The following is a 19,634-nucleotide window of genomic DNA, read 5'->3' as shown; positions in this document are numbered from 1 at the left end:
GGGAGGTACCCCATGCTGCAATATCCACAGATTGACCCGGTGGCCATCAGCCTCGGCCCGTTCGCGATTCACTGGTACGGCCTGATGTACGTGGTGGGCTTCGTTGCCGCCTGGTGGCTGGGGCGCCGCCGGGCCCACCGCCTGGGCCTGACCCACGATGATATCGGCGACCTGATCTTCTACGCCGCCGTCGGCGTGGTGCTCGGCGGACGGCTGGGCTATGCGCTCTTCTACGGCAGCGGGCAGTGGCTTGCCGACCCGCTCTGGCTGCTGCGACTCTGGGAGGGGGGCATGAGCTTCCACGGCGGCCTGGTCGGGGGCTGCTGGTGGCGGCCTGGCTGTTCGCGCGCAAGAAGCGGCTCGGCTTCCTGTCGCTGACCGACTTCATCGCACCGCTGGTGCCGATCGGACTGGGGGCGGGGCGGATCGGCAACTTCATCAATCACGAGCTTCCGGGCCGGGTCAGTGAGCTGCCCTGGGCGATGCCCTTCCCGCACATGGGGCCTGAGCCGCGCCACCCCACGGCGCTCTACGAGTTCGCCCTGGAGGGGGTGGTGCTGTTCGCGGTGCTCTGGTGGCTCTCCCGCGAGCCGCGCCGCACCGGGCTGATCTCCGGGCTCTTCCTGCTGCTCTACGGTGTCTTCCGCTTCGCCGTTGAGTTCGTGCGCCTGCCCGATCCGCATATCGGTTTCATCGCCTTCGGCTGGGTGACCATGGGCATGGCGCTGACCCTGCCGATGATGGTGGCAGGCGCGGCGCTGATCGGCTGGTCGCGGCGACAGCCGGCGGTGGAAGCCGCTTCCCGATGACGCTTCAGGCAAGGCGACGCCGCCCCTGGCGCCGGATTCTGCTGGTGATGGGCATCGCTCATCTGGTGGGCCTGGCCTCATCGCTGGATGCGATGATGTCGAGCCGGACCTCCCAGGGGGCCATCGCCTGGATCGTCTCCCTCAACACCGTGCCCTATGTGGCGGTGCCCACCTACTGGGTGTTCGGTCGCGCGCGGTTCCAGGGCTATGTCTCGGCGCGGCGCGACGAGGACTCGGCGCTGGGACAGGCGCTGGCCGACAAGCTGGCGGAGCTGCGCGCCCACGGCGTCTCCGCCGCCCACAGCGACAAGCACCTGGTAGGCGTCGAGCAGCTGGCCAAGCTGCCGTTTCTCGGCGGCAACCGGGTGGAGCTTCTGATCGACGGCGAGGCGACCTTCGAGAGCCTGTTCGCCGGCATCGAGTCCGCCGAGCGCTATCTGCTGGTGCAGTTCTACATCGTGCGCGCCGACGAGGTGGGCAGGGCGCTGCAGGCGCGGCTGATCGAGAAGGCGCGGCAGGGGGTGGAGGTCTTCTTCCTCTATGACGAGATCGGCAGCTATGCGCTGCCGGGGAGCTATCTCAGGGCGATGCAGGAGGCCGGGGTCCAGGTGCACCGCTTCCACTCCACCCGCGGCACGGGCAACCGCTTCCAGCTCAACTTCCGCAACCATCGCAAGATCGTGGTGGCCGACGGCGAGCGGGCCTGGGTGGGCGGTTTCAACGTCGGCGACGAGTACCTGCACGGCCATCCGCGCATCGGTCCCTGGCGCGACACCCACCTGATGATCGAGGGGCCGGCGGCCCTGGCGCTGCAGCTGGTGTTCCTCGAGGACTGGCACTGGGCCACCGAGACACTGCCCGAGCTGCCCTGGGCGCCGGTGGTGCCGAGCCACCACGGCATGCCGGTGCTGATCCTGCCCACCGGGCCCGCGGACCGCTTCGAGACCGCGAGCCTGATGATCCAGCAGGCGATCCACGCCGCCCATGAGCGAATCTGGATCTCCAGCCCCCACTTCGTGCCCGACGAAGGCGTGCTCTCGATGCTCAAGCTGGCCGCCCTGAGCGGCGTGGACGTGAGGATCCTGATTCCCGAGCGGCCGGACAACCCGCTGACCTACTTTGCCGCCTACGCCTTCCTCGATTCGCTGCTCGAGGCGGGGGTCAAGGTCTACCGCTACGAGGGGGGCTTCCTGCATGGCAAGGCCTTCCTGGTGGACGATATCGGCGCGGCGGTCGGCACCGTGAATCTCGACAACCGCTCCTTCCGGCTCAACTTCGAGGTCACCGCGCTGGTGATGGATCCCGGCTTCGCCGCCGAGGTCGAAGCCATGTTCGAGCGTGATTTTGTCCAGTCGAGAAGGATGCGTGCCGATGAGATCGATCACCACCCGCTCTGGCACCGGGTCGCCGCTCGTGCCTCGTACCTGCTGGCGCCGGTGCTGTGAGCCAACGTGCCGAGACGTCGCGTCTGGTACCGGGCGTCAGGGAGCCCGGTGACAAATCTCAACACTCTTGCTGCTCCGGGACGGGGTGCTCCCCGTTACACTACGGACACGATAATGATCCCGAGGCCTTGCGGCCGAGGCTGCCTTGACGAGGTGATATAGATGGCAATGACAAGTTGTAAGCCGGATAGCTCGAGGGAGGGCCTGAGGTGGCTGGCCCTTGCCAAGAGCGGGCTTCTCGCCGGTCTGCTGGCGTTTACCGGCGCCGTTCAGGCCGACGAGGAGCGCGAATGGCCCCGTGGCCACTACCCGCTGCCCGAGGAGGGCAACGTGATCGGCGAGGTCTACACCGTGACCGTGGACGACCACGAGGACACCCTGATCGACATCGCGCGCCGCCATAACGTTGGCTACGAGGAGATCGTGCGCGCCAATCCGGACGTCAGCATCTGGATTCCCGGCGAGGGCACCGAGGTGACCATTCCCGGCAAGTTCATCCTGCCCGATGCCGAGCGCACCGGGGTGGTGATCAACGTCGCCGAGCTGCGCCTCTACTACTACTTCCCGAGGCGCGCAACGGCGAGACCCCGCGGGTCGAGAGTTATCCGATCGGCATCGGCCGCGAGGGCTATGACACCCCGCTGGGCATCACCAAGACCACCATGCGCCTGGAGGACCCGGCCTGGTATCCGCCGCGCTCCATGCGCGAGGAAGCCGCCGCCCGCGGCGAGCCGGCCCCGGCCGTGGTGCCGCCCGGCCCCGACAACCCCCTGGGGCGCCATGCCGTGCTGCTCGATATCCCCGGCTACCTGATCCACGGCACCAACGATCCCGACGGCATCGGCATGCGCGCCAGCCGCGGCTGTATCCGCATGTTCCCCGAGGATATCGAGTCGGTGTTCCACACCGTGCCGGTGGGCACCCAGGTCAACATCATCGACCAGCCGATCAAGGTGGGCTGGCGGGACGGCCAGGCCCTGGTGCAGGTCTTCGAGCCCCTGGAGTCCCAGGAGCACGGCATGTCGGCCCTGATCGACACCATCTCCCGTCTCAACGCGGGCAATGCCAACGGCGCTGCCTTCGACTTCGAGCAGCTGCGTGGCCTGCTCGAAGAGCCCAGCGGCCAGGTGGTGGCGTTGCAGGCGCCCCCCGAGCCCGAGCCCGACGAGGCGCCGGCGCTGAACGGCCTCTTCGAGGAGCTGGCGCTCAGCGACGACTGACGCGAGCCAGGCTCACGGAACGGGCGCCCTCGGGCGCCCGTTCTCGTCAGTGGCGGCCGTGGTCGCCGTGGTCGTGCCAGGGGCGTTCGCCAGGCTGAAGCGGCCGGCGGTGCCGCTCAGGCAGTGGCCGGCGGCCGCGACAAGGCGCCGGGACGCCTCGGCGGGCATCAATCGGCGTCGACTTGACCCCGGTCAGGCAGCGCCTCCACCAGCTCCAGCGCCACGCAGAGCCGCACCAGCTCGGCGAGGCTCGACGCTCCCAGCGCCTTCATGGCGCGCAGCCGGTAGACCTCCACGGTCTTGGCGCTGATCCCCAGATGCTCGGCGACCTCGCGGCTGGTCATCCCCTCCGCCACGTGCACCAGGATCTGCCGCTCCTTGGGGCGCAGCGCCGCGTAGCTCGCCTGCAGGTCGTCGTGGCGCTCCCGCTCCCGGCGCTGCCGCTGGTGGGCCTGCCGCGCCTGCTGCACGGTATCGATCAGCTGCTGGTGGTTGAAGGGCTTCTCGATGAAGTCCAGGGCACCGGCCTTGAGGGCCGCCACCGCCATGGGGACGTCGCCGTGGCCTGTCATGAAGATCACCGGGAGCTCGTCGCCGCGCTCGTTCAGGCGCTGCTGGACCTGCAGGCCGGAGAGGCCCGGCATGCGCACATCCAGCAGTACGACGTCGAAGGCGTCAGGGTCGGCGGCCAGGAAGGCCTCGCCGTCGGCGAAGGCGCGGCTGGCCAGGCCCACGGAGTCGAGCAGCCAGGCCAGCGACTCGCGCAGGTCCTGGTCGTCGTCGACGACGGCGATGCAGGCGTCGGGTGTGTCGGTCACGGGTGTCTCGCGGCAGCCAGGGGAGCGGGTTCGGCCAGCAGTGTAGCGGCAAAGGTGGCGCCGCCGGAACCGTTGGCGGGCAGGAGGCGCAGGTCGCCCCCCATCGCCTCCATCAGCGAGTGGCTGATAGCGAGCCCCATGCCGAGCCCCTCCGGTCGCCCGGAGTGGAAGGGCGCGAAGATGCGCTCGGCGTCGCTGGCCGGCACTCCGGGCCCCTGGTCGCTGACCGTGAGGGTGACCTCACGGCGACCGCTCTGGCGGGCGCGCAGACTGACCCGTTCGGCGCCGGGGTGGTCGCGGCTCGCCTCCAGGGCGTTGAGCAGCAGGTTGACCAGCACCTGCTCCAGGGCCACCGGGTCGACGATGACCCGCGGCAGGGTCTCGGGCAGGTGGTGCTCCAGCGCGATGCCGGCCTGCTGGAACTGCCACTCGCAGAGCCGGCAGGCGGCGTCCACCACCTCCAGCAGGACAGCCGGCCGCGGCCGGGTCTGCCCCTTGCGCACGAAGGCGCGGATATGCCGCAGGCGTTCGGCCAGGCGGGCCACCTGGTCGCTGATCCGGGAGAGCGGCAGGCGCAGCGCCTCGGCCGGCAGGTCGGGGTCGGCGTCGAGCTTGAGCAGGGCGCCGCTGGCGTAGTTGGCGATGGCTCCCAGGGGCTGGTTGAGCTCGTGGGCGATATTGGAGGCGAGCTCGCCGGTGGTGGCCAGGCGGTTGGCGTGGGCGATCTGCTCCTGGTGGCGGCGGTCCTGGGTCTCGGCGGCCTTGCGCAGCCCGATATCGCGGTTGAGCAGCGACACATGGCCCGGCTCGCTGCCCAGGCCCCGATGGGCCATCACCACGCTGAGCACCGGCACCGGCCCGTCGGGGCCGCGCATGGCCAGCTCGCCGCTCCAGGAGCCATAGCGGGCCACCGCGGGGAGCACGATATCGCGCAGTTCGGCCAGCGACTCTTCGCCGTAGGCGTCCGACAGGCGGGCCTCGCCGCCCTCCCGAGGCAGGCGCAGCAGGCGGCGGGCGGCCTCGTTGGCATCGAACAGCCGCTCGTCGTCATCCATGAAGAGCACATAGTCGGTGGTGGACTCCACCACCCGGGCCAGGCGCTCACGGTTGGCCTCGGCCTGGATGCGCCGGCCCACGTCCCGGGAGACGCAGAGGATGTCCAGAAGCTCGCCGGTAGCCGGGTCGCGGCGGGTGCGGCTGGTGGTCTCGAACCAGACATAGTGGCCGCCCCTGGCTCGGAAGCGGTAGGTCTGCTGGTAGAAGCCGTCGTGGTAGTAGACCCGCGGCGACTTGTTGAGCAGGTCGGCCAGGTCCGCCGGGTGGAAGAGATCGTAGGCGGAGACCCCGATCAGCTCCTCGGGGGCGTAGCCGAGCAGGTCCCGGGCGGCGCGGGAGGCGTAGAGGAAGGTGCCGTCCCGGGCGTGCCGGCTGATCAGGTCGGTGGTGCTCTCGGCCAGCCACTGGTAGTGGTCGCGCTCGTCCTGGAGTGGCTGCAGCTGGTCCCTGAGCCGCCGGTTCTCTGCCTCCAGCTCGGCGCAGCGCGCCGCCAGCCCCTCGGTCCTTTCGTTTTGCCCCGTCATCAGCGCGCCGGGTCCACCCGGCCGCCCAGGGAGGCGTTGCGCCGGAACCAGCCGGCGATGCTGGCCCGCGGCAGGCGGGTCGGCAGCACCTCGTGGGGAACCGTTTCGGCGAGAAAGCAGGCGAAGGTGCCGGCGCTGGGCCGCACCCGGGCCACCTCGCGCTCGGGCTCGTCGGGGGCGTAGAGCACCATCTCGCCGCCGCCGTCCTCGGGCCAGTCGGGGTTGAGGTAGCCCACGGTGGAGACCACCCGGTTGGCGCGGCCGCGGAAGCTGTCCAGGTGCCGGCGGTAGAAGGCGCCGGGCGGGTAGTGGGCGAAGTGGGCCTCGTACTCGAAGAGCCCCAGGAACAGTGCCCGGTTCAGTGCCTGCTGCACCTCGCCCATGGCCTCCAGATAGCGGCGCTGGGCGAGGCTCTCGCGGTCGAGCCAGTGGATGGCGTCGCCGCGGATATCGCGACGCAGCTGAAGCTCCTGGCCGCGGCCGATGCCGGCGGCCTCCAGGGCGTCGCGTTCGGCCAGGGCGGTGAGTTCGGCGTGAAGCTCCGCGCACAGGTCGGCGTCCAGCACCCCCTCGCCCAGGTACCAGCCCTGTTCCACCAAGGCATCGATCAGGCGGGGCAGGGCCTCGGGGGCCAGCGCGGGGGGCAGGGCGGAGGGCAGGCTCAGTGTCGTGGTCTCCTGGGTCGAACGGGTCAGCGGCTCGCCTGCTGCTGGATGCGCAGCAGGCGGTCGGGAAAGTAGCAGAGCCGGCCGGGGGGCTTCCTGTCCAGACTCACCGGGCAGCCGAACCCCTCGGCCAGCAGCTCCACCAGCATCATCGCCGAGAGCCCCCAGATCACCTGGCCGTCTACGTGGTAGTTGGGCACATAGAGGGGCCGGCCGTCCACGGGGATGACGTCGGTATGGTGGCGGCGATCCTCCAGGAAGTGGGCGAGGGGCACCTCGAAGATGGCGTCGAGCTCCGTGGGGTCGGGGATCAGGGGCAGGTCCGGTGGAATGAGCCCCACGTAGGGAGTGACGCGCAGGCCGTGCAGCGAGACCACGTCCGACAGCCGGCCGAGCAGCTCCACCCGGTAGGGGGGCAGGGCGATCTCCTCATGGGACTCCCGAAGGGCGGTGGTCAGCAGGTCAGGGTCGCCCGCCTCGCGCTTGCCGCCGGGGAAGGCCACCTGGCCACTGTGGGTGTTGAGGTGGGCGGCGCGGCGGGTGAGCAGCAGGGTCGGCTCGGGGCGGTCGACGATGGGCATCAGCACCGCCGCCTCCGGCAGCTGCAGCAGTGACCGCCGGGGGCGGTGCGCTTGCAGGCGTTCGCGAAGATTCTCTAACATGGGGTTTCCATCGGGTTTGATTCCTTCTACCCGGCCGCCTTCCGCGGCGTCAAGCCCGCCAGCCTGCCCGGGAGCCCCATGAACTTCTGCAGCCACTGCGGCCACACCGTGCGCTTCGCGATTCCCGAGGGGGATGACCGCCCCCGCCACCTGTGCGACGAGTGCGGCACCGTCCACTACCAGAACCCGCGCATCGTGGCCGGCACCCTGCCGGTGAGCGGCACCCGGGTCCTGCTCTGCCGCCGCGCCATCGCCCCGCGCAAGGGGTACTGGACCCTGCCGGCGGGCTACATGGAGAACGCCGAGACCACCGTGGAGGCGGCCGCCCGGGAGACCCGCGAGGAGGCCTGCGCCGAGGTCGATATCCACGGGCTCTACACCCTGATCAACCTGCCCCACATCAACCAGGTCTACATGATCTTCCGGGCCGATCTCACCGGCGGCTTCGGCCCCGGCCCCGAGAGCCTGGAGGTGGCGCTGTTCGAGGAGCACGAGATCCCCTGGGAGGAGCTCGCCTTTCCCACCATCGAACGCACCCTGCGCCACTTCTACGCCGACCGCCGCGATCAGCGGTTTCCGCTGCACGTCAGCGACATCACCCCCGAGGATCGCGAGCGCTACTTTGGCTCAGCCTGACGGTGGCTCTGCCTGACATTGGTTCTGCCTGACGCTGGTTCCGCCTGAGCGTCAGTCGAAGGTCTCCAGCTTCCAGACGTCATAGGCCGGCTCCTCGTAGGGGTGGGCCAGCCTGAGCGCGGCCACGGCGGCCTGGATGCGGTCGTCCTCGCAGACCAGCTCCACCTTGAGCTCCTCGACGCGCTCCAGCTCGCCGACGCGGCCGATATGCGGGTTGGCGCCGGCCAGCGGGCGGAACTGCCCGGTGCCCGGCGTCTGGAAACAGCACGCCTCGTAGTCGCCGATGCGCCCGGCGCCGGTGGCGAATACGGCTTCCTTGACCGCCTCGGCGTCCTCCACGGGGACGAAGAAGGCCAGCTTGTACATGATCAACCCTCCTGTAGAAAAAAAAGTGCTCGGGCCGTGAACTTCTTGTTCACAAGGTGTACAAATAATCTGTCGCGTACAATAGCGATACCCCTGACGAACTGCCCCCGGGCAGGCATTCGAGGAGCAAGACCATGACAAGCTTCAAGGCAGTAACCCGCTGGATGAGCATCGGTGCGACCGGTCTGATGATGGCCGGCGCCGTTCAGGCCGGCAACCATGATCACGGCCATCCTGACATCGTCGACACCGCCGTGGCGGCGGGGGAGTTCGAGACCCTGGTGGCCGCCGTCGAGGCAGCGGGCCTGGTCGACACCCTGAAGGGCGAGGGTCCCTTCACCGTCTTCGCGCCCACCGACGAAGCCTTTGCCGCCCTGCCCGAGGGCACCCTGGAGGAGCTGCTGCTGCCCGAGAACCAGGAGACCCTGCAGGCGATCCTCACCTACCATGTGGTGGCCGGCAAGGTGATGGCCGAGGACGCCATGGGGCTGGAGAGCGCCGAGACCGTTCAGGGCCAGGAGATCACCATCACCACCATGGACGGCAGCGTGATGATCAACGAGGCCAACGTGATCCAGGCCGACATCGAGGCCAGCAATGGCGTCATCCACGTGATCGACGCGGTACTGTTGCCCGAGTGACCCCCCTTTCCGCGCTTCCTCCAGTCCCTTGCTCTTGCCGCCCCGCCCCGGGCGGCTTTTTTGTGGAGGGCCCTTCGCGGCGGGCCGCGTCAGCGGGTGAGGAAGGCGCGCAGCGGCTCGACCTGCTCGGGGCGGTCCAGCATCGGGGCATGGCCGCAGCCGGGGGCCTCGAGGGCGACCAGCCCGGGCTGGGCCTCGGCCATCCTCTCCACGGCACCGGCGCTGAGCAGGGGCGAGTCGGCGCCGCGAATCACCATCAGCGGGCAGGCGATGGTGGCCCAGTCCGCCCACAGGTCCCGGGGTGTGTCCTGGGCAAACTGCTCGGCGATGCGCGGGTCGAAGTGAAAGCTCCAGCCGCCGTCGGGGAGGCGCCGGGCGCTGCCCAGGGCCATCTCGCGCCAGGCCGCATCGCTCTCCAGACCGAAGCCGGCGTAGTGGCGACGCAGCTCCGCCGCCAGGTCGGAGAAGCTGTCGAAGCGGTGGGGCCGGGCGAAGTAGGAGGCGATATCGGCAAGCCCGGCGGGCTCGAGCTCCGGGCCGATATCGTTGAGCACCAGGCGTTCGATGCGCGAGGCGGTATCGGGCTCGGCGGCCAGGCGCATGCCCAGCAGGCCCCCCATGGAGGTGCCGACCCAGGACACCCGCTCCAGCCCGAAGTGGTCGAGCAGGGCGACGGCCAGCTCGGCATAGCGGGCGTAGCGGTAGTCGTGGGGCGGCTGCGGCGACCAGCCGGAGAGGCCGCGGCCGGGGGTGTCCGGGGCGATCAGTCGCCACTCGGGACCGAGGCGGCGGGCCAGGGCGGCGAAGTCGCCGCCGTGCCGTGCCAGGCCGTGCCAGGCCACCAGGGTTCGGGGTGCGTCGGGGTGCCAGATCCGGGCGGCAAGCTCCAGCCCGTCCAGGCGAACCAGTTCCAGGGCATCCATCTCATCTCTCCGGGGGGGGCTCCACGAAAACTCCTGGAGGCAGGTTAGCGACGGGGCGAGGTGGGGTCGAGGGCATAAAGCTATACAAATGTTGAAATATGGATAACCGTGGTCCAATATTGCTGGCGAGGGTGGTTCGCCCTCCACTTGAAATGACCTCTTTTTTCTCGTTTCAAGTCCCGTCTGTACCCACCCTGCCTTGCCGCCCGCCCCGGGCGGTTTTTTTTTTTACGGCAGCGGGTGCGGTGGGCGAAGTCGGGTAGTATACATACACGAATGTAGCTACAATCCCGCGCTGCAGCGCCCACCGCAGAAGTTGGCGCCCTCGCTCTTCCCGTGCGACACCACCCTGACAGGAGACTTCCATGCGATTGGCACCCCTGAAGAGGCACAGGCCCCTGAGAATCCTTGCCCTGGCGGGCCTGATGGCCGTCGGGCTGTCCGCCTGCGGTCAGGACAACGATCAGGCCGGAGCGCCCGGCGGCGGTGGCGGCGACCGCCCGCCCCCCCCGGTCGTCGTGGTGGGCGTGGAGCCGCGCAGCGTGGAGGTGATCGAGGAGTATGCGGCCCGCGCACGGGGTTCCCGGGAGGTGCAGGTGCGTGCCCGGGTCGACGGCATCCTCGAGGAGCGCCTCTACACCGAGGGCCAGATGGTCAGCGAGGGCGACGCGCTGTTTCGCATCGACCGCGAGCCCTACGAGATCGCCCTCAAGCGCGCCGAGGCCGAGCGCGCCAATGCCCAGGCCGAGCTGAACCAGGCCAATCGCGAGTGGCGGCGCATCTCGACCCTGTTCAACCAGAACGCGGTCAGCGAGCGCGAGCGCGACAGCGCGCTGTCCGCCCGGGAGCTGGCCGAGGCGCGCTATGCGCTGACAGAGGCCGGGGTGGCCAGCGCCGAGCTCAACCTCAGCTACACCCAGGTAGAGGCGCCCCTGGACGGCCTGACGGGGCTTGAGAGCTTCCCCGAGGGCAGCCTGATCGAGCGCGGTACCCTGCTGACCACGGTGACCCAGCAGGACCCGATCCATGTGCGCTTCTCGCTGCCCGAGCGCGATGCGGCCCTGCAGCGCGCCGCGCGGCGGGCCATGAGTGACGCCCAGGCGGAGGCGCCCCGGGAGGCGTGGCTGACCCTGCCCGACGGCAGCGAATACGAGGAGCGCGGCCAGATCGACTTCACCGACAGCACCATCGACCCGCGCACCGGCAGCGTTTCGGCGCGCGCCGTCTTCCCCAATCCGGAGGGGCTGGTGGTGCCAGGGCAGTTCGTGCGCGTGCGCGTGCTGGTGCAGGAGCTCGACGACGTCTTCCTGGTACCCCAGGAGGCGGTGGGCCAGGGCCCCGGCGGCCCGCGTATCTTCGTGGTCGCCGAGGACCGGGCGCATGCCCGCGATGTGGCGCTGGGGCCCATCGTCGACAATCGCCAGGTGGTGCTGAGCGGCCTCGAAGCGGGTGATCGCATCATCGTCAGCGGCCTGGTGATGCTGCAGGATGGCATGCCGGTGCAGGTCAGCGTGGCGGATTCCGCCGAGGACGTCGTGGAAGACGAGACGGCCGCCGAGGTGTCGCTCGACGCCGCCGACGTCGACGACGAGGAGGCGTGATGCTCAGGTTCTTCATCGATCGGCCGATCTTTGCCTCGGTCATCTCCATCATCATCATGCTGGTCGGCCTGGCGGCGCTGCGGGCCCTGCCGGTGGAGCAGTACCCCGACGTGGTGCCGCCCCAGGTGGTGGTCGAGGCCGCGTATCCCGGCGCCAGCTCCACGGTGATCGCCGAGGCGGTGGCCGCACCGCTGGAGCAGGAGATCAACGGTGTCGACAACATGCTCTACATGGAGTCGACCTCGACCGATGCCGGCAGCCTGCAGATCACCATCTCCTTTGCCATGGGCACCGACCCCGACCAGGCGGCGATCAACGTCAACAACCGTGTGCAGGCAGCGCTTTCCAGGCTGCCCCAGCAGGTGCAGACCCTGGGGGTCAGGGTCGAGGCGCGTTCCAACAACATCCTGATGGTGCCGGTGCTGTTCTCGCCGGACGGCAGCCGCGACGTGCTGTTCATGTCCAACTATGCGCTGCTCAACGTGCTCGACGAACTGGTGCGCCTGCCCGGCGTGGGCGATGCCTCGCTGTTCGGCGCCATGGACTACTCCATGCGCGTGTGGCTGTCGCCGGACAAGCTGGCGCAGTTCGATCTCACTCCCTCCGATGTGGCCGCGGCGATCGAGGAGCAGAACGCCCAGTTCGCCGCCGGCAGCATCGGCGCCGAGCCCGCCCCGGCGGGGCAGGCCTTCACCTTCGCCGTCTCCACCCAGGGCCAGCTCTCCGAGGCCGAGGAGTTCGAGGCCATCATCCTGCGCGCCGAGCAGGATGGCAGCACCCTGCGCCTGGGGGATGTGGCCCGCGCCGAACTGGGCTCCCAGAACTATGCCTTCTCGGCCACCTACAACGGCCAGAACGCTGTGCCCATGGGCATCTACCTGCAGCCGGGCGCCAACGCCCTGGAGACCGCCACCGCGGTTCGCGAGGCCCCGGAGGATCTCTCCTCCCGCTTCCCGGAGGGGCTCGCCTACACGGTGCCCTACGACACCACCGAGTTCGTCGAGATCTCCATCCGCGAGGTGTTCATCACCCTGCTGATCGCCGTGGCGCTGGTGGTGGCGGTGACCTTCGTCTTCCTGCAGCACTGGCGCGCCACCCTGATTCCGGTGGCGGCGATCCCGGTGTCGCTGATCGGCACCTTCGCCGGCATGCTGGCCTTCGGCTTCTCGGTCAACCTGCTGACGCTGTTCGGCCTGGTGCTGGCCATCGGCATCGTGGTGGACAACGCCATCATCGTGCTGGAGAACGTCGACCGCCTGATCAAGGAACAGGGCATGAAGGCCCGCGAGGCGGCCATCGAGACCATGAAGCAGGTGGCCGGTGCCGTGGTCTCCTCGACCCTGGTGCTGGTGGCGGTATTCGCCCCGGTGACCTTCCTGGGCGGCCTGACCGGCGAGCTCTACCGTCAGTTTGCAGTGACCATCGCCGTCTCCGTCGTGGTCTCCGGCGTGGTGGCCCTGACCCTGACGCCCGCCATGTGCGCTCTGCTGCTCGACAAGCAGTCCCACACCGTGGCCAAGCCCTTCCAGTGGTTCAACGCCGGCTTCGATCGGCTGACCGCCGGCTTTACCTGGCTGGTCGGCAAGCTGCTGCGCCATGCGCTGGTCGGCGTGGTGCTGTTTGCCGGCGTCCTCGCCGCCACGCTGTTCACCATGTCGCGCCTGCCCCCGGGGCTGGTGCCCCAGGAAGATCAGGGCGTGGCGCTGGTGGTATACCAGTTGCCCCAGGTGTCGGCGCTGCCGCGTACCGAGGCGGTGCGCGACCAGGTCTCGGCGATGCTGCTGGAGATGGACGAGGTGGATGAGTTCACCTCCGTCGCCGGCTTCGACATCATTGCCGGCGCCCTGCGCAGCAATGTCGGCGTGGGCTTCGCCAACCTGGCCGACTGGAGCGAGCGCGAAGGCCCCGGCCAGGATGCCCAGTCGCTGACTGGCCCGATCATGGGCATGGGAGGCGGCATTCCCGAGGCCTTCGTGATCGCCTTCACGCCGCCGCCGATCATGGGGCTCTCGCTGACCGGTGGCGTGGAGGGCTACCTGCAGGTCCGCGGCGACGCCAGCACCGAGGAGATCGCCGAGCTGGCCGGCCGGCTTGCCGCCGCCGCCAACGAGCGCCCGGAGCTGACCAACGCCCGCACCACCCTGGATGCCTCCATCCCGCGCTACCGGGCGGAGCTGGATCGGGAGAAGGCCCGTGCCATGGGGGTGCCGATCAACGAGGTCTTCGCCAGCATGCAGAGCACCTTCGGCTCCATGTACGTGAACGACTTCACCCTGGCGGGGCGCAACTGGCAGGTGAACCTGCAGTCGGAGGGCGAGTTCCGCAGCCAGCCGGAGGACCTCAACAAGGTCTTCGTGCGCTCCCAGAGCGGCGAGATGATTCCGCTCAGCTCCCTGGTGACCCTGACCCGGGAGGCCGGGGCGGATATACTCAACCGCTACAATGTCTACTCGGCCGCCAAGTTCCTGGCCGACGCGGCGCCGGGCTACACCACCGGCCAGGCCAAGGAGGCCATGGAGGCGGTGGCCGCCGAGGTGCTGCAGGGTGGCGATGCCTCCCTGGGCTGGACCGGTGAGGCCTACCAGCTCGACGCCGCGGCCGGCGCCGGCGGCCTGGCCTTCGGCCTGGGCCTGCTGATGGTGTTCCTGATCCTGGCCGCCCAGTACGAGCGCTGGTCGCTGCCCCTGGCGGTGGCCACGGCGGTGCCCTTCGGGGTGCTGGGGGCGTCGCTCGCCGCCATGCTGCGGGGCTTCCCCAACGACATCTACTTCCAGGTAGGCCTGCTGGTGCTGATCGGCCTGGCGGCCAAGAACGCCATCCTGATCGTGGAGTTCGCCGCCCAGAACCGGCGCGAGGGCAAGAGTTCCGCCGAGGCGGCCCTGGCCGCGGCCCAGCAGCGCTTCCGGGCCATCCTGATGACGGCGCTGACCTTTATCATCGGCACCCTGCCGCTGGTCTTTGCCACCGGCGCCGGCGCCAACAGCCGGCAGGAGATCGGTACCGTGGTGGTGGGCGGCATGCTCCTGGCCAGCTCCCTGGCGCTGATCTTCGTGCCCCTGGCCTACAAGCTGCTTGACGATCTCACCACCTGGCTGCGCGAGCGCAAGGCGGCTCGGCAACGGAAGGAGTCAACCCATGCGTAAGGTACTCCCTGCCCTGCTGCTCTCCACCGCGCTGATCGCCGGCTGTGCCGTGGGGCCCGACTATCGGGCCCCCGCGCTGGACCTGCCCGACGAGTGGCCCGAACATGTGCTGCTCTCCGACGAGGCCCGCGCCGACTGGCAGCAGTGGTGGCGCCAGTTCGAGGACCCGCACCTGGATGCCCTGGTGGCCAGGGCCGTGGATGACAACCTGGAGCTGCGCCTGCAGCTGGCGCGGATCCAGGAGGCGCGAGCGCGCCTGGGCCTGGCCCGGGCCGAGCAGCTGCCGTCGGTGAATGCCCAGGCCGAGGCGGCCCGGGAGCGCACCCCGGGGGCCGCCTCGCCCCTGGGGCAGAGCAGCACCGACAACCTCTTCTCCCTGGCCGGCGTGCTGGACTACGAGCTGGACCTCTGGGGCCGCCTGGCCCGGGAGCGGGAGGCCTCCGAGGCGCTGCTCGAACAGAGCCTCTTCGCCCACGATGCGGTGCGGCTCAACGTGATCGCCGATGTGGTGGCCACCTACTTCGACCTGCGTAGCGCCGAGCGCCAGCTGCGCATCACCGAGGCGACCGTGGCGTCCCGGGAGGAGACCTTCCGCCTGGAGCAGCTGCGCTTCGACGTGGGGGAGAGCGACGAGCTGGCCCTGCGTCAGGCCCAGTCGGAGCTGGAGTCGACCCTGGCCCAGTTGCCAGGCCAGCGTGAGCGGGTGCGCATGCTGGAGGGCGCCCTGGCGCTGCTGGTGGGCATGAGCCCCGCCGAGCTGATGGGCGAGCTGGACTATGGCGACAACGACCTTGAGGCGATCGCACTGCCCGATGGCGTGCCGGCGGTGCTGCCCTCGGAGCTGCTCTCGCGGCGCCCCGATATTCGTTCCGCGGAGGCGGGGCTGGTCGCCGCCAACGCCGGGATCGGCGTGGCCGAGGCGAGCCGCCTGCCGCGCTTCAACCTGGGCGGGCTGCTGGGCACTGCCGCCGGCGACGCCGGGGACCTGTTCACCTCGGCGGCCGGCACCTGGGGGCTCTCCGCCACGGTGATGGGGCCGCTGTTCGACTTCGGGCGCAGCGCGTCGCGCATCGAGACCGCCGAGGCCCTGGCCGAGCAGGCGGAGGTGCAGTATCGCGCCACCGTGGCCCAGGCCTTCAACGAGGTGCGCAATGCACTGGTCAGCTACGAGGCGAGCGGGGAGCGGGTGGAGGCGATCGGTCGCCAGGTGGCGGCCTTCGAGCGCACCCTGGAGCTGGCCGAGGTGCGCTACCGGGAGGGCTTCGTGGGCTTCATCGAGCTCCTCGACGCCCAGCGGGCGCTGCTCGCCGCGGAGCTGGCGCTGTCTGAAGCGATGCGCGATCGCCTGACCGCCACCGCCACCCTGTTCAAGGCGCTGGGCGGCGGCTGGCAGGTCGAGGGCTGACACGGGCGCGACCCATGGAACCTGGGCGGCCCAGGGTGGCCGCCCGAATCACTGGAAGGGAGAGATCTCATGGCAACCCGCATCACCGCGACACGGCGCAACGACGGCATCATGGTGTTGCAGATCAGCTGCCCGGAGCGGCGCAATATCCTCGACGAGGCCAGCTACGCGACGCTGATCGAGGCCCTCGACAGCGCGGAGGCGGACGACGGGGTCAAGGTGCTGATTCTCACCGGCACCGAGAACTGCTTCACGGCGGGCAACGACCTGGCCAACTACCGGGCCCTGGCCGAGGCCGACAGCGTCACGGCGATCACCTTCCTGCGCCGCCTGCACGCCTTTCCCAAGCCGGCCATCGCGGCGGCGGAGGGGATCGCCATGGGGCTTGGGGTCTCGATGCTGCTGCACTGCGACTTCGCCTATGCGGGGCTCTCGACCCGCTTCCAGCTGCCCTTCACCCGCTTCGCGCTGAGCCCGCTGGGGGCCACCACCTGGCTGCTGCCGCAGCTGGCGGGCCACAAGGCGGCGGCACAGATGCTGCTGCTGAGACAGGCCTTCTCCGCCGGCGAGGCCCGGGAGATCGGCCTTCTGACCGATACCGCGCCGGATGGCCGAGCGCTGGAGCAGGCCTTCGACTGCGCCGCCAGGCTGCTGGCCAAGCCCGGCGAGGCCGTGCTGGCCACCAAGGCGCTGATGCGTGAGGGGCAGGCCGAGGCGGTCAAGGCGGCGCTGGATCGCGAGGAGCAGATGCTGCTGGCGCGCTGTCGCACGCCCGAGGCCCAGGGGGCCATCGATGCCTTCTACGCCAGAAGACGCCATCCGTGACCTGACCGGAAGGGCAGGGCGCCGGGCCGGATCAGGCCTGGCGTCTGAACAGCCCGAGCTGGGTCTCCACCAGCAGGTTGCCCTGTTCCAGGATGGAGAGCTGCTCGTGATTGCGCAGCCAGTCGTGGAACAGCCCGCCGAGCATCGACTGCAGCAGCTTGGCGGCCACCTCCGGCGCGAGATCCTCGCGCAGTTGGCCGAGTCTGGCGGCGCTCTGCAGGTAGTCACGCAGGGCGCCGCAGGACTCCTCGGCCATCTCGTTCTGCATGGCGAGTGGGTCGATGTCGCCGAACACCTCGCAGTGGTGGATCAGGATGGCGTGGACACGGCGGTAGCGCGGCCGCTCGAGGCGCGCAAAGCCGCTGACGCAGGCCAGGCGGATCGCTTCCAGGGGGGCGTCGGCAAGGCTCGGGTCACCGATCTCCTCCACCAGCTCCTGGAAGGGCATGCGTACCCGGTTGAGCATGGCCTGGAAGAGGTCGGCCTTGTTCTTGAAGTGCCAATAGACGGCTCCCCGGGTCATGCCGGCATGGCGGGCGATCTGCTCCAGGGAGGTGCGGGCCACGCCCTTCTCGAGGAACACCTCCTCGGCGGCGTCGAGCAGGGCCTCGCGGGTCGCGGCGGCCTCGGCCTTGGTCTTTCGCGCCATGTGGGGCGGACTCCATCAAGCGGTGGGGAAGTGATTCTAACCGATTGTCGCGACTTTTACATTCGTCAATGTATGGTTGGTGGGCGGCCGTCGCCGCCCTCGCCAACCCCCTGATGACACGGGTATAAAGGAAACCTCGCCCCGTCACAGGATGACTCGCCATGGCCCGCGCTCCCTTCGACCTCGCCGGCATACGGATTGCCCCCGGCAGTCGCACCCAGATCGATGTGCCGGTAGCCCGGCTCTACACCCATGCGCCGCTCTATATACCGGTGGAGGTGGTGCATGGCCGCCAGGCGGGGCCGACGCTGCTGGTGTGCGGGGGCATCCACGGCGACGAGATCAACAGCGTGGAGATCGTGCGCCGGCTGCTGCGTTCCAAGCAGCTCCAGGGCCTGCGCGGCACCCTGGTCGCCGCACCCATCGTCAATGTCTTCGGCTTCGTGCAGCACAGCCGCTACCTGCCCGACCGGCGCGACCTCAACCGCTGCTTCCCGGGCAGCGAGTCGGGCTCCCTGGGCGGGCGGGTGGCGGCGCTGTTTCGGGAGCAGATCGTCGACCACGCCACCCATATCATCGACCTGCACACCGGCGCGATCCACCGCACCAACCTGCCCCAGATCCGCGCCCAGCTGGAGAGCGGCAGTGAGACCGAGCGCATGGCCAACGCCTTCGGCGCGCCGGTGATTCTCAACGCCGAGCTGCGCGAGGGCAGCCTGCGCCACTATGCCCAGACGCGCGGCATCCCGGTACTCACCTACGAGGCCGGCGAGGCGCTACGCTTCGATGAGTGGGCGATCACCCCCGGGGTGCGCGGCGTGCTGCGGGTGATGCGCCGGCTCGGCATGCTGACCGGCGAGCACCGCCGTCGCGCGCCGCCGGCGGCGGAGGGCCGCCAACGGCTCCAGTTGGGCCCGGGCGCCCATCGACGGCATCCTGCGCCCTCAGGTGCGCCTGGGCGACCGGGTGGCGAAGGGGGAGCTGCTGGGGCGTGTCGCCGACCCCTTCGGCAACGCGGAAGGAGAGGTGCGCTCCATGGCCGACGGCATCGTCATCGGGATGAGTCGACTGCCCCTGGCCAACGAGGGGGAGGCGCTCTTCCATATCGCCCGCTTCGACGCCATCGAGGAGGCGGAGAGCGCCATCGAGGACTTCCACTCCAGCCTCTCGCCCCCGCCCGACCCGCTCTACTGAAGGCGGCGGCTCAGCTCTCCGCGACGGCGTCGCGTTCGGGGACCAGGCTCAGGGCGTCGTCGAAGACCCGCAGGCAGGCCCCGTCGAGGTGGCCGTTCTCGGAGAGGTGGCGGCGGAAGCGCCGGCCCCCGGGCTGGCCCTGGAAGAGGCCCAGCAGGTGGCGGGTGATGTGGTTGAGCTTGGCGCCCTCCTCGAGGCGCCGGGCGATGTAGGGGCGAAAGGCCCGTGCCGCCGCGTGTCGGCTGACCGCCGGGCCGGGCTCGCCGTAGAGCGCCTGGTCCACGCCGGCCAGCAGCCAGGGGTTCTGGTAGGCCTCGCGCCCCACCATCACGCTGTCCACCTGCTCGAGCTGCGCACGACACTCCTCGAGGGTCCTGATGCCGCCGTTGATGCCGATATGCAGTGCCGGGCGGCTCGCCTTGAGGCGGTGCACCCGGGGGTAGTTGAGCGGCGGGATATCGCGGTTTTCCTTCGGCGAGAGGCCCTGCAGCCAGGCCTTGCGGGCGTGCACGATGAAGGTGTCGCAGCCGGCGTCGGCCACCGTGGCGATGAAGCGCTCGAGATCCGCGTCCTCATCCTGGTCGTCGATGCCGATGCGGCACTTGACCGTGACCGGGATCGACACCGCCTCGCGCATGGCGCGCACCGCCGCGGCCACCTTCTCGGGGTGGGCCATCAGGCAGGCGCCGATCAGGTTGTTCTGCTCCCTGTCACTGGGGCAGCCCACGTTGAGGTTGACCTCGTCATAGCCCCAGGCCTCGGCGATGGCGGCGCACTCGGCGAGCTCGCCGGCGTCGCTGCCGCCAAGCTGCAGGGCCAGCGGATGCTCCACCGCATCGAAGCCGAGAAAGCGCTCCCGGGGGCTGCCGTGAAGGATGGCGCCGGTGGTGACCATCTCGGTATAGAGCAGGGCGTGGCGGGTCAGGGTCCTGGCGAAGGCGCGGTAGTCGCGGGTCGTCCAATCCATCATGGGGGCCACAGAAAATCGGCGGGCCGCGTCTGCTGGGGTTGTTCCTACCATATCAGGCGTCTAGCCTCCCTCCTTTGGGGGA

The 19,634-nt window shown here is 69.7% G+C and carries 15 protein-coding genes and 3 pseudogenes; 10 read left to right on the top strand and 8 right to left on the bottom strand.

The genetic code is table 11. The features are described from left to right. Window positions 1-12: 12 nt before the first annotated feature. The 3 genes and pseudogenes from lgt to B6N23_RS05230 all read left to right on the top strand — a co-directional run bounded on the left by lgt (window position 13) and on the right by B6N23_RS05230 (window position 3,474). Window positions 13-809 (top strand): annotated as a pseudogene (gene lgt, locus B6N23_RS05240) (prolipoprotein diacylglyceryl transferase). Next, complete coding sequence (cls, locus tag B6N23_RS05235) at window positions 806-2,254, top strand: cardiolipin synthase (RefSeq protein WP_439649833.1); 1,449 nt, start codon at window positions 806-808, stop codon at window positions 2,252-2,254. Before lgt ends, cls begins: the two are co-directional and overlap by 4 nt. A 162-nt stretch (window positions 2,255-2,416) precedes the next feature. Beyond that, window positions 2,417-3,474 (top strand): annotated as a pseudogene (locus B6N23_RS05230) (L,D-transpeptidase family protein). Window positions 3,475-3,641: 167 nt separating this feature from the next. Here B6N23_RS05230 and B6N23_RS05225 read toward each other — a convergent pair. Genes B6N23_RS05225 through B6N23_RS05210 form a run of 4 tightly spaced genes read right to left on the bottom strand, consistent with a single transcriptional unit; the run spans window position 3,642 to window position 7,199 of the window. After that, window positions 3,642-4,292: a response regulator transcription factor gene (locus B6N23_RS05225; protein ID WP_305502532.1), complete on the bottom strand. Its 651-nt coding sequence runs from the start codon at window positions 4,290-4,292 to the stop codon at window positions 3,642-3,644. Further along, on the bottom strand, window positions 4,289-5,872 hold the full coding sequence (locus B6N23_RS05220; RefSeq protein ID WP_305502529.1) for an ATP-binding protein: 1,584 nt from the start codon (window positions 5,870-5,872) through the stop codon (window positions 4,289-4,291). Before B6N23_RS05220 ends, B6N23_RS05225 begins: the two co-directional genes overlap by 4 nt. Continuing rightward, complete coding sequence (locus tag B6N23_RS05215; protein WP_305503700.1) at window positions 5,872-6,537, bottom strand: 2OG-Fe(II) oxygenase; 666 nt, start codon at window positions 6,535-6,537, stop codon at window positions 5,872-5,874. The genes B6N23_RS05220 and B6N23_RS05215 overlap by 1 nt, the downstream gene beginning before the upstream one ends. 26 nt (window positions 6,538-6,563) lie before the next feature. Further along, window positions 6,564-7,199, bottom strand: a complete 636-nt coding sequence (locus tag B6N23_RS05210; protein ID WP_110068286.1) for a CoA pyrophosphatase — start codon at window positions 7,197-7,199, stop codon at window positions 6,564-6,566. A gap of 78 nt (window positions 7,200-7,277) precedes the next feature. Between B6N23_RS05210 and B6N23_RS05205 the strand changes: the two genes are divergently transcribed. Beyond that, window positions 7,278-7,835, top strand: a complete 558-nt coding sequence (locus B6N23_RS05205; RefSeq protein WP_169957781.1) for an NUDIX hydrolase — start codon at window positions 7,278-7,280, stop codon at window positions 7,833-7,835. A gap of 51 nt (window positions 7,836-7,886) precedes the next feature. Here B6N23_RS05205 and B6N23_RS05200 read toward each other — a convergent pair whose 3' ends face one another. Further along, on the bottom strand, window positions 7,887-8,201 hold the full coding sequence (locus tag B6N23_RS05200; RefSeq protein WP_305502524.1) for a YqfO family protein: 315 nt from the start codon (window positions 8,199-8,201) through the stop codon (window positions 7,887-7,889). Window positions 8,202-8,335: 134 nt separating this feature from the next. Here B6N23_RS05200 and B6N23_RS05195 point away from each other — a divergent pair, with 134 nt between their 5' ends. Further along, the gene (locus B6N23_RS05195) at window positions 8,336-8,842 is read left to right on the top strand and encodes a fasciclin domain-containing protein (protein WP_305502522.1); all 507 of its coding nucleotides are present in this window, start codon (window positions 8,336-8,338) and stop codon (window positions 8,840-8,842) included. A gap of 89 nt (window positions 8,843-8,931) precedes the next feature. On the opposite strand, the gene B6N23_RS05190 is transcribed toward B6N23_RS05195, so the two are convergent. Then, window positions 8,932-9,765: an alpha/beta fold hydrolase gene (locus B6N23_RS05190; RefSeq protein WP_305502519.1), complete on the bottom strand. Its 834-nt coding sequence runs from the start codon at window positions 9,763-9,765 to the stop codon at window positions 8,932-8,934. A 425-nt stretch (window positions 9,766-10,190) separates the two neighbouring features. Here B6N23_RS05190 and B6N23_RS05185 point away from each other — a divergent pair, with 425 nt between their 5' ends. The 4 genes from B6N23_RS05185 (at window position 10,191) to B6N23_RS05170 (ending at window position 16,739) form a co-directional block, all read left to right on the top strand. Further along, on the top strand, window positions 10,191-11,366 hold the full coding sequence (locus B6N23_RS05185; RefSeq protein WP_305502515.1) for an efflux RND transporter periplasmic adaptor subunit: 1,176 nt from the start codon (window positions 10,191-10,193) through the stop codon (window positions 11,364-11,366). Continuing rightward, window positions 11,366-14,509 carry an efflux RND transporter permease subunit gene (locus tag B6N23_RS05180; RefSeq protein WP_305502513.1) on the top strand — a complete coding sequence of 1,048 codons (3,144 nt, stop codon included), beginning with the start codon at window positions 11,366-11,368 and terminating at the stop codon, window positions 14,507-14,509. The genes B6N23_RS05185 and B6N23_RS05180 overlap by 1 nt, the downstream gene beginning before the upstream one ends. Continuing rightward, the gene (locus tag B6N23_RS05175) at window positions 14,502-15,914 is read left to right on the top strand and encodes an efflux transporter outer membrane subunit (RefSeq protein ID WP_305502511.1); all 1,413 of its coding nucleotides are present in this window, start codon (window positions 14,502-14,504) and stop codon (window positions 15,912-15,914) included. Before B6N23_RS05180 ends, B6N23_RS05175 begins: the two co-directional genes overlap by 8 nt. 69 nt (window positions 15,915-15,983) lie before the next feature. After that, window positions 15,984-16,739 carry an enoyl-CoA hydratase-related protein gene (locus B6N23_RS05170; RefSeq protein ID WP_305502509.1) on the top strand — a complete coding sequence of 252 codons (756 nt, stop codon included), beginning with the start codon at window positions 15,984-15,986 and terminating at the stop codon, window positions 16,737-16,739. 31 nt (window positions 16,740-16,770) lie between these two features. Here B6N23_RS05170 and B6N23_RS05165 read toward each other — a convergent pair whose 3' ends face one another. Further along, a complete protein-coding gene (locus B6N23_RS05165) occupies window positions 16,771-17,388 on the bottom strand; it encodes a TetR family transcriptional regulator (RefSeq protein ID WP_305502507.1) in 618 nt (205 codons plus the stop codon). Window positions 17,389-17,549: 161 nt separating this feature from the next. Between B6N23_RS05165 and B6N23_RS05160 the strand changes: the two are divergent. Beyond that, window positions 17,550-18,582: pseudogene (locus B6N23_RS05160) on the top strand (succinylglutamate desuccinylase/aspartoacylase family protein). Window positions 18,583-18,592: 10 nt separating this feature from the next. Here the strand turns inward: B6N23_RS05160 and dusA are convergent. Continuing rightward, on the bottom strand, window positions 18,593-19,603 hold the full coding sequence (gene dusA, locus B6N23_RS05155; RefSeq protein WP_305502505.1) for a tRNA dihydrouridine(20/20a) synthase DusA: 1,011 nt from the start codon (window positions 19,601-19,603) through the stop codon (window positions 18,593-18,595). Window positions 19,604-19,634 lie beyond the last annotated feature (31 nt).

The sequence above is a fragment of the Halomonas alkalicola genome (assembly GCF_030704205.1).
Lineage (GTDB): Bacteria > Pseudomonadota > Gammaproteobacteria > Pseudomonadales > Halomonadaceae > Halomonas > Halomonas alkalicola.
The sequence above is the reverse complement of the archived record's forward strand: the minus strand, read 5'-3'. Positions and strand labels throughout refer to the sequence as shown.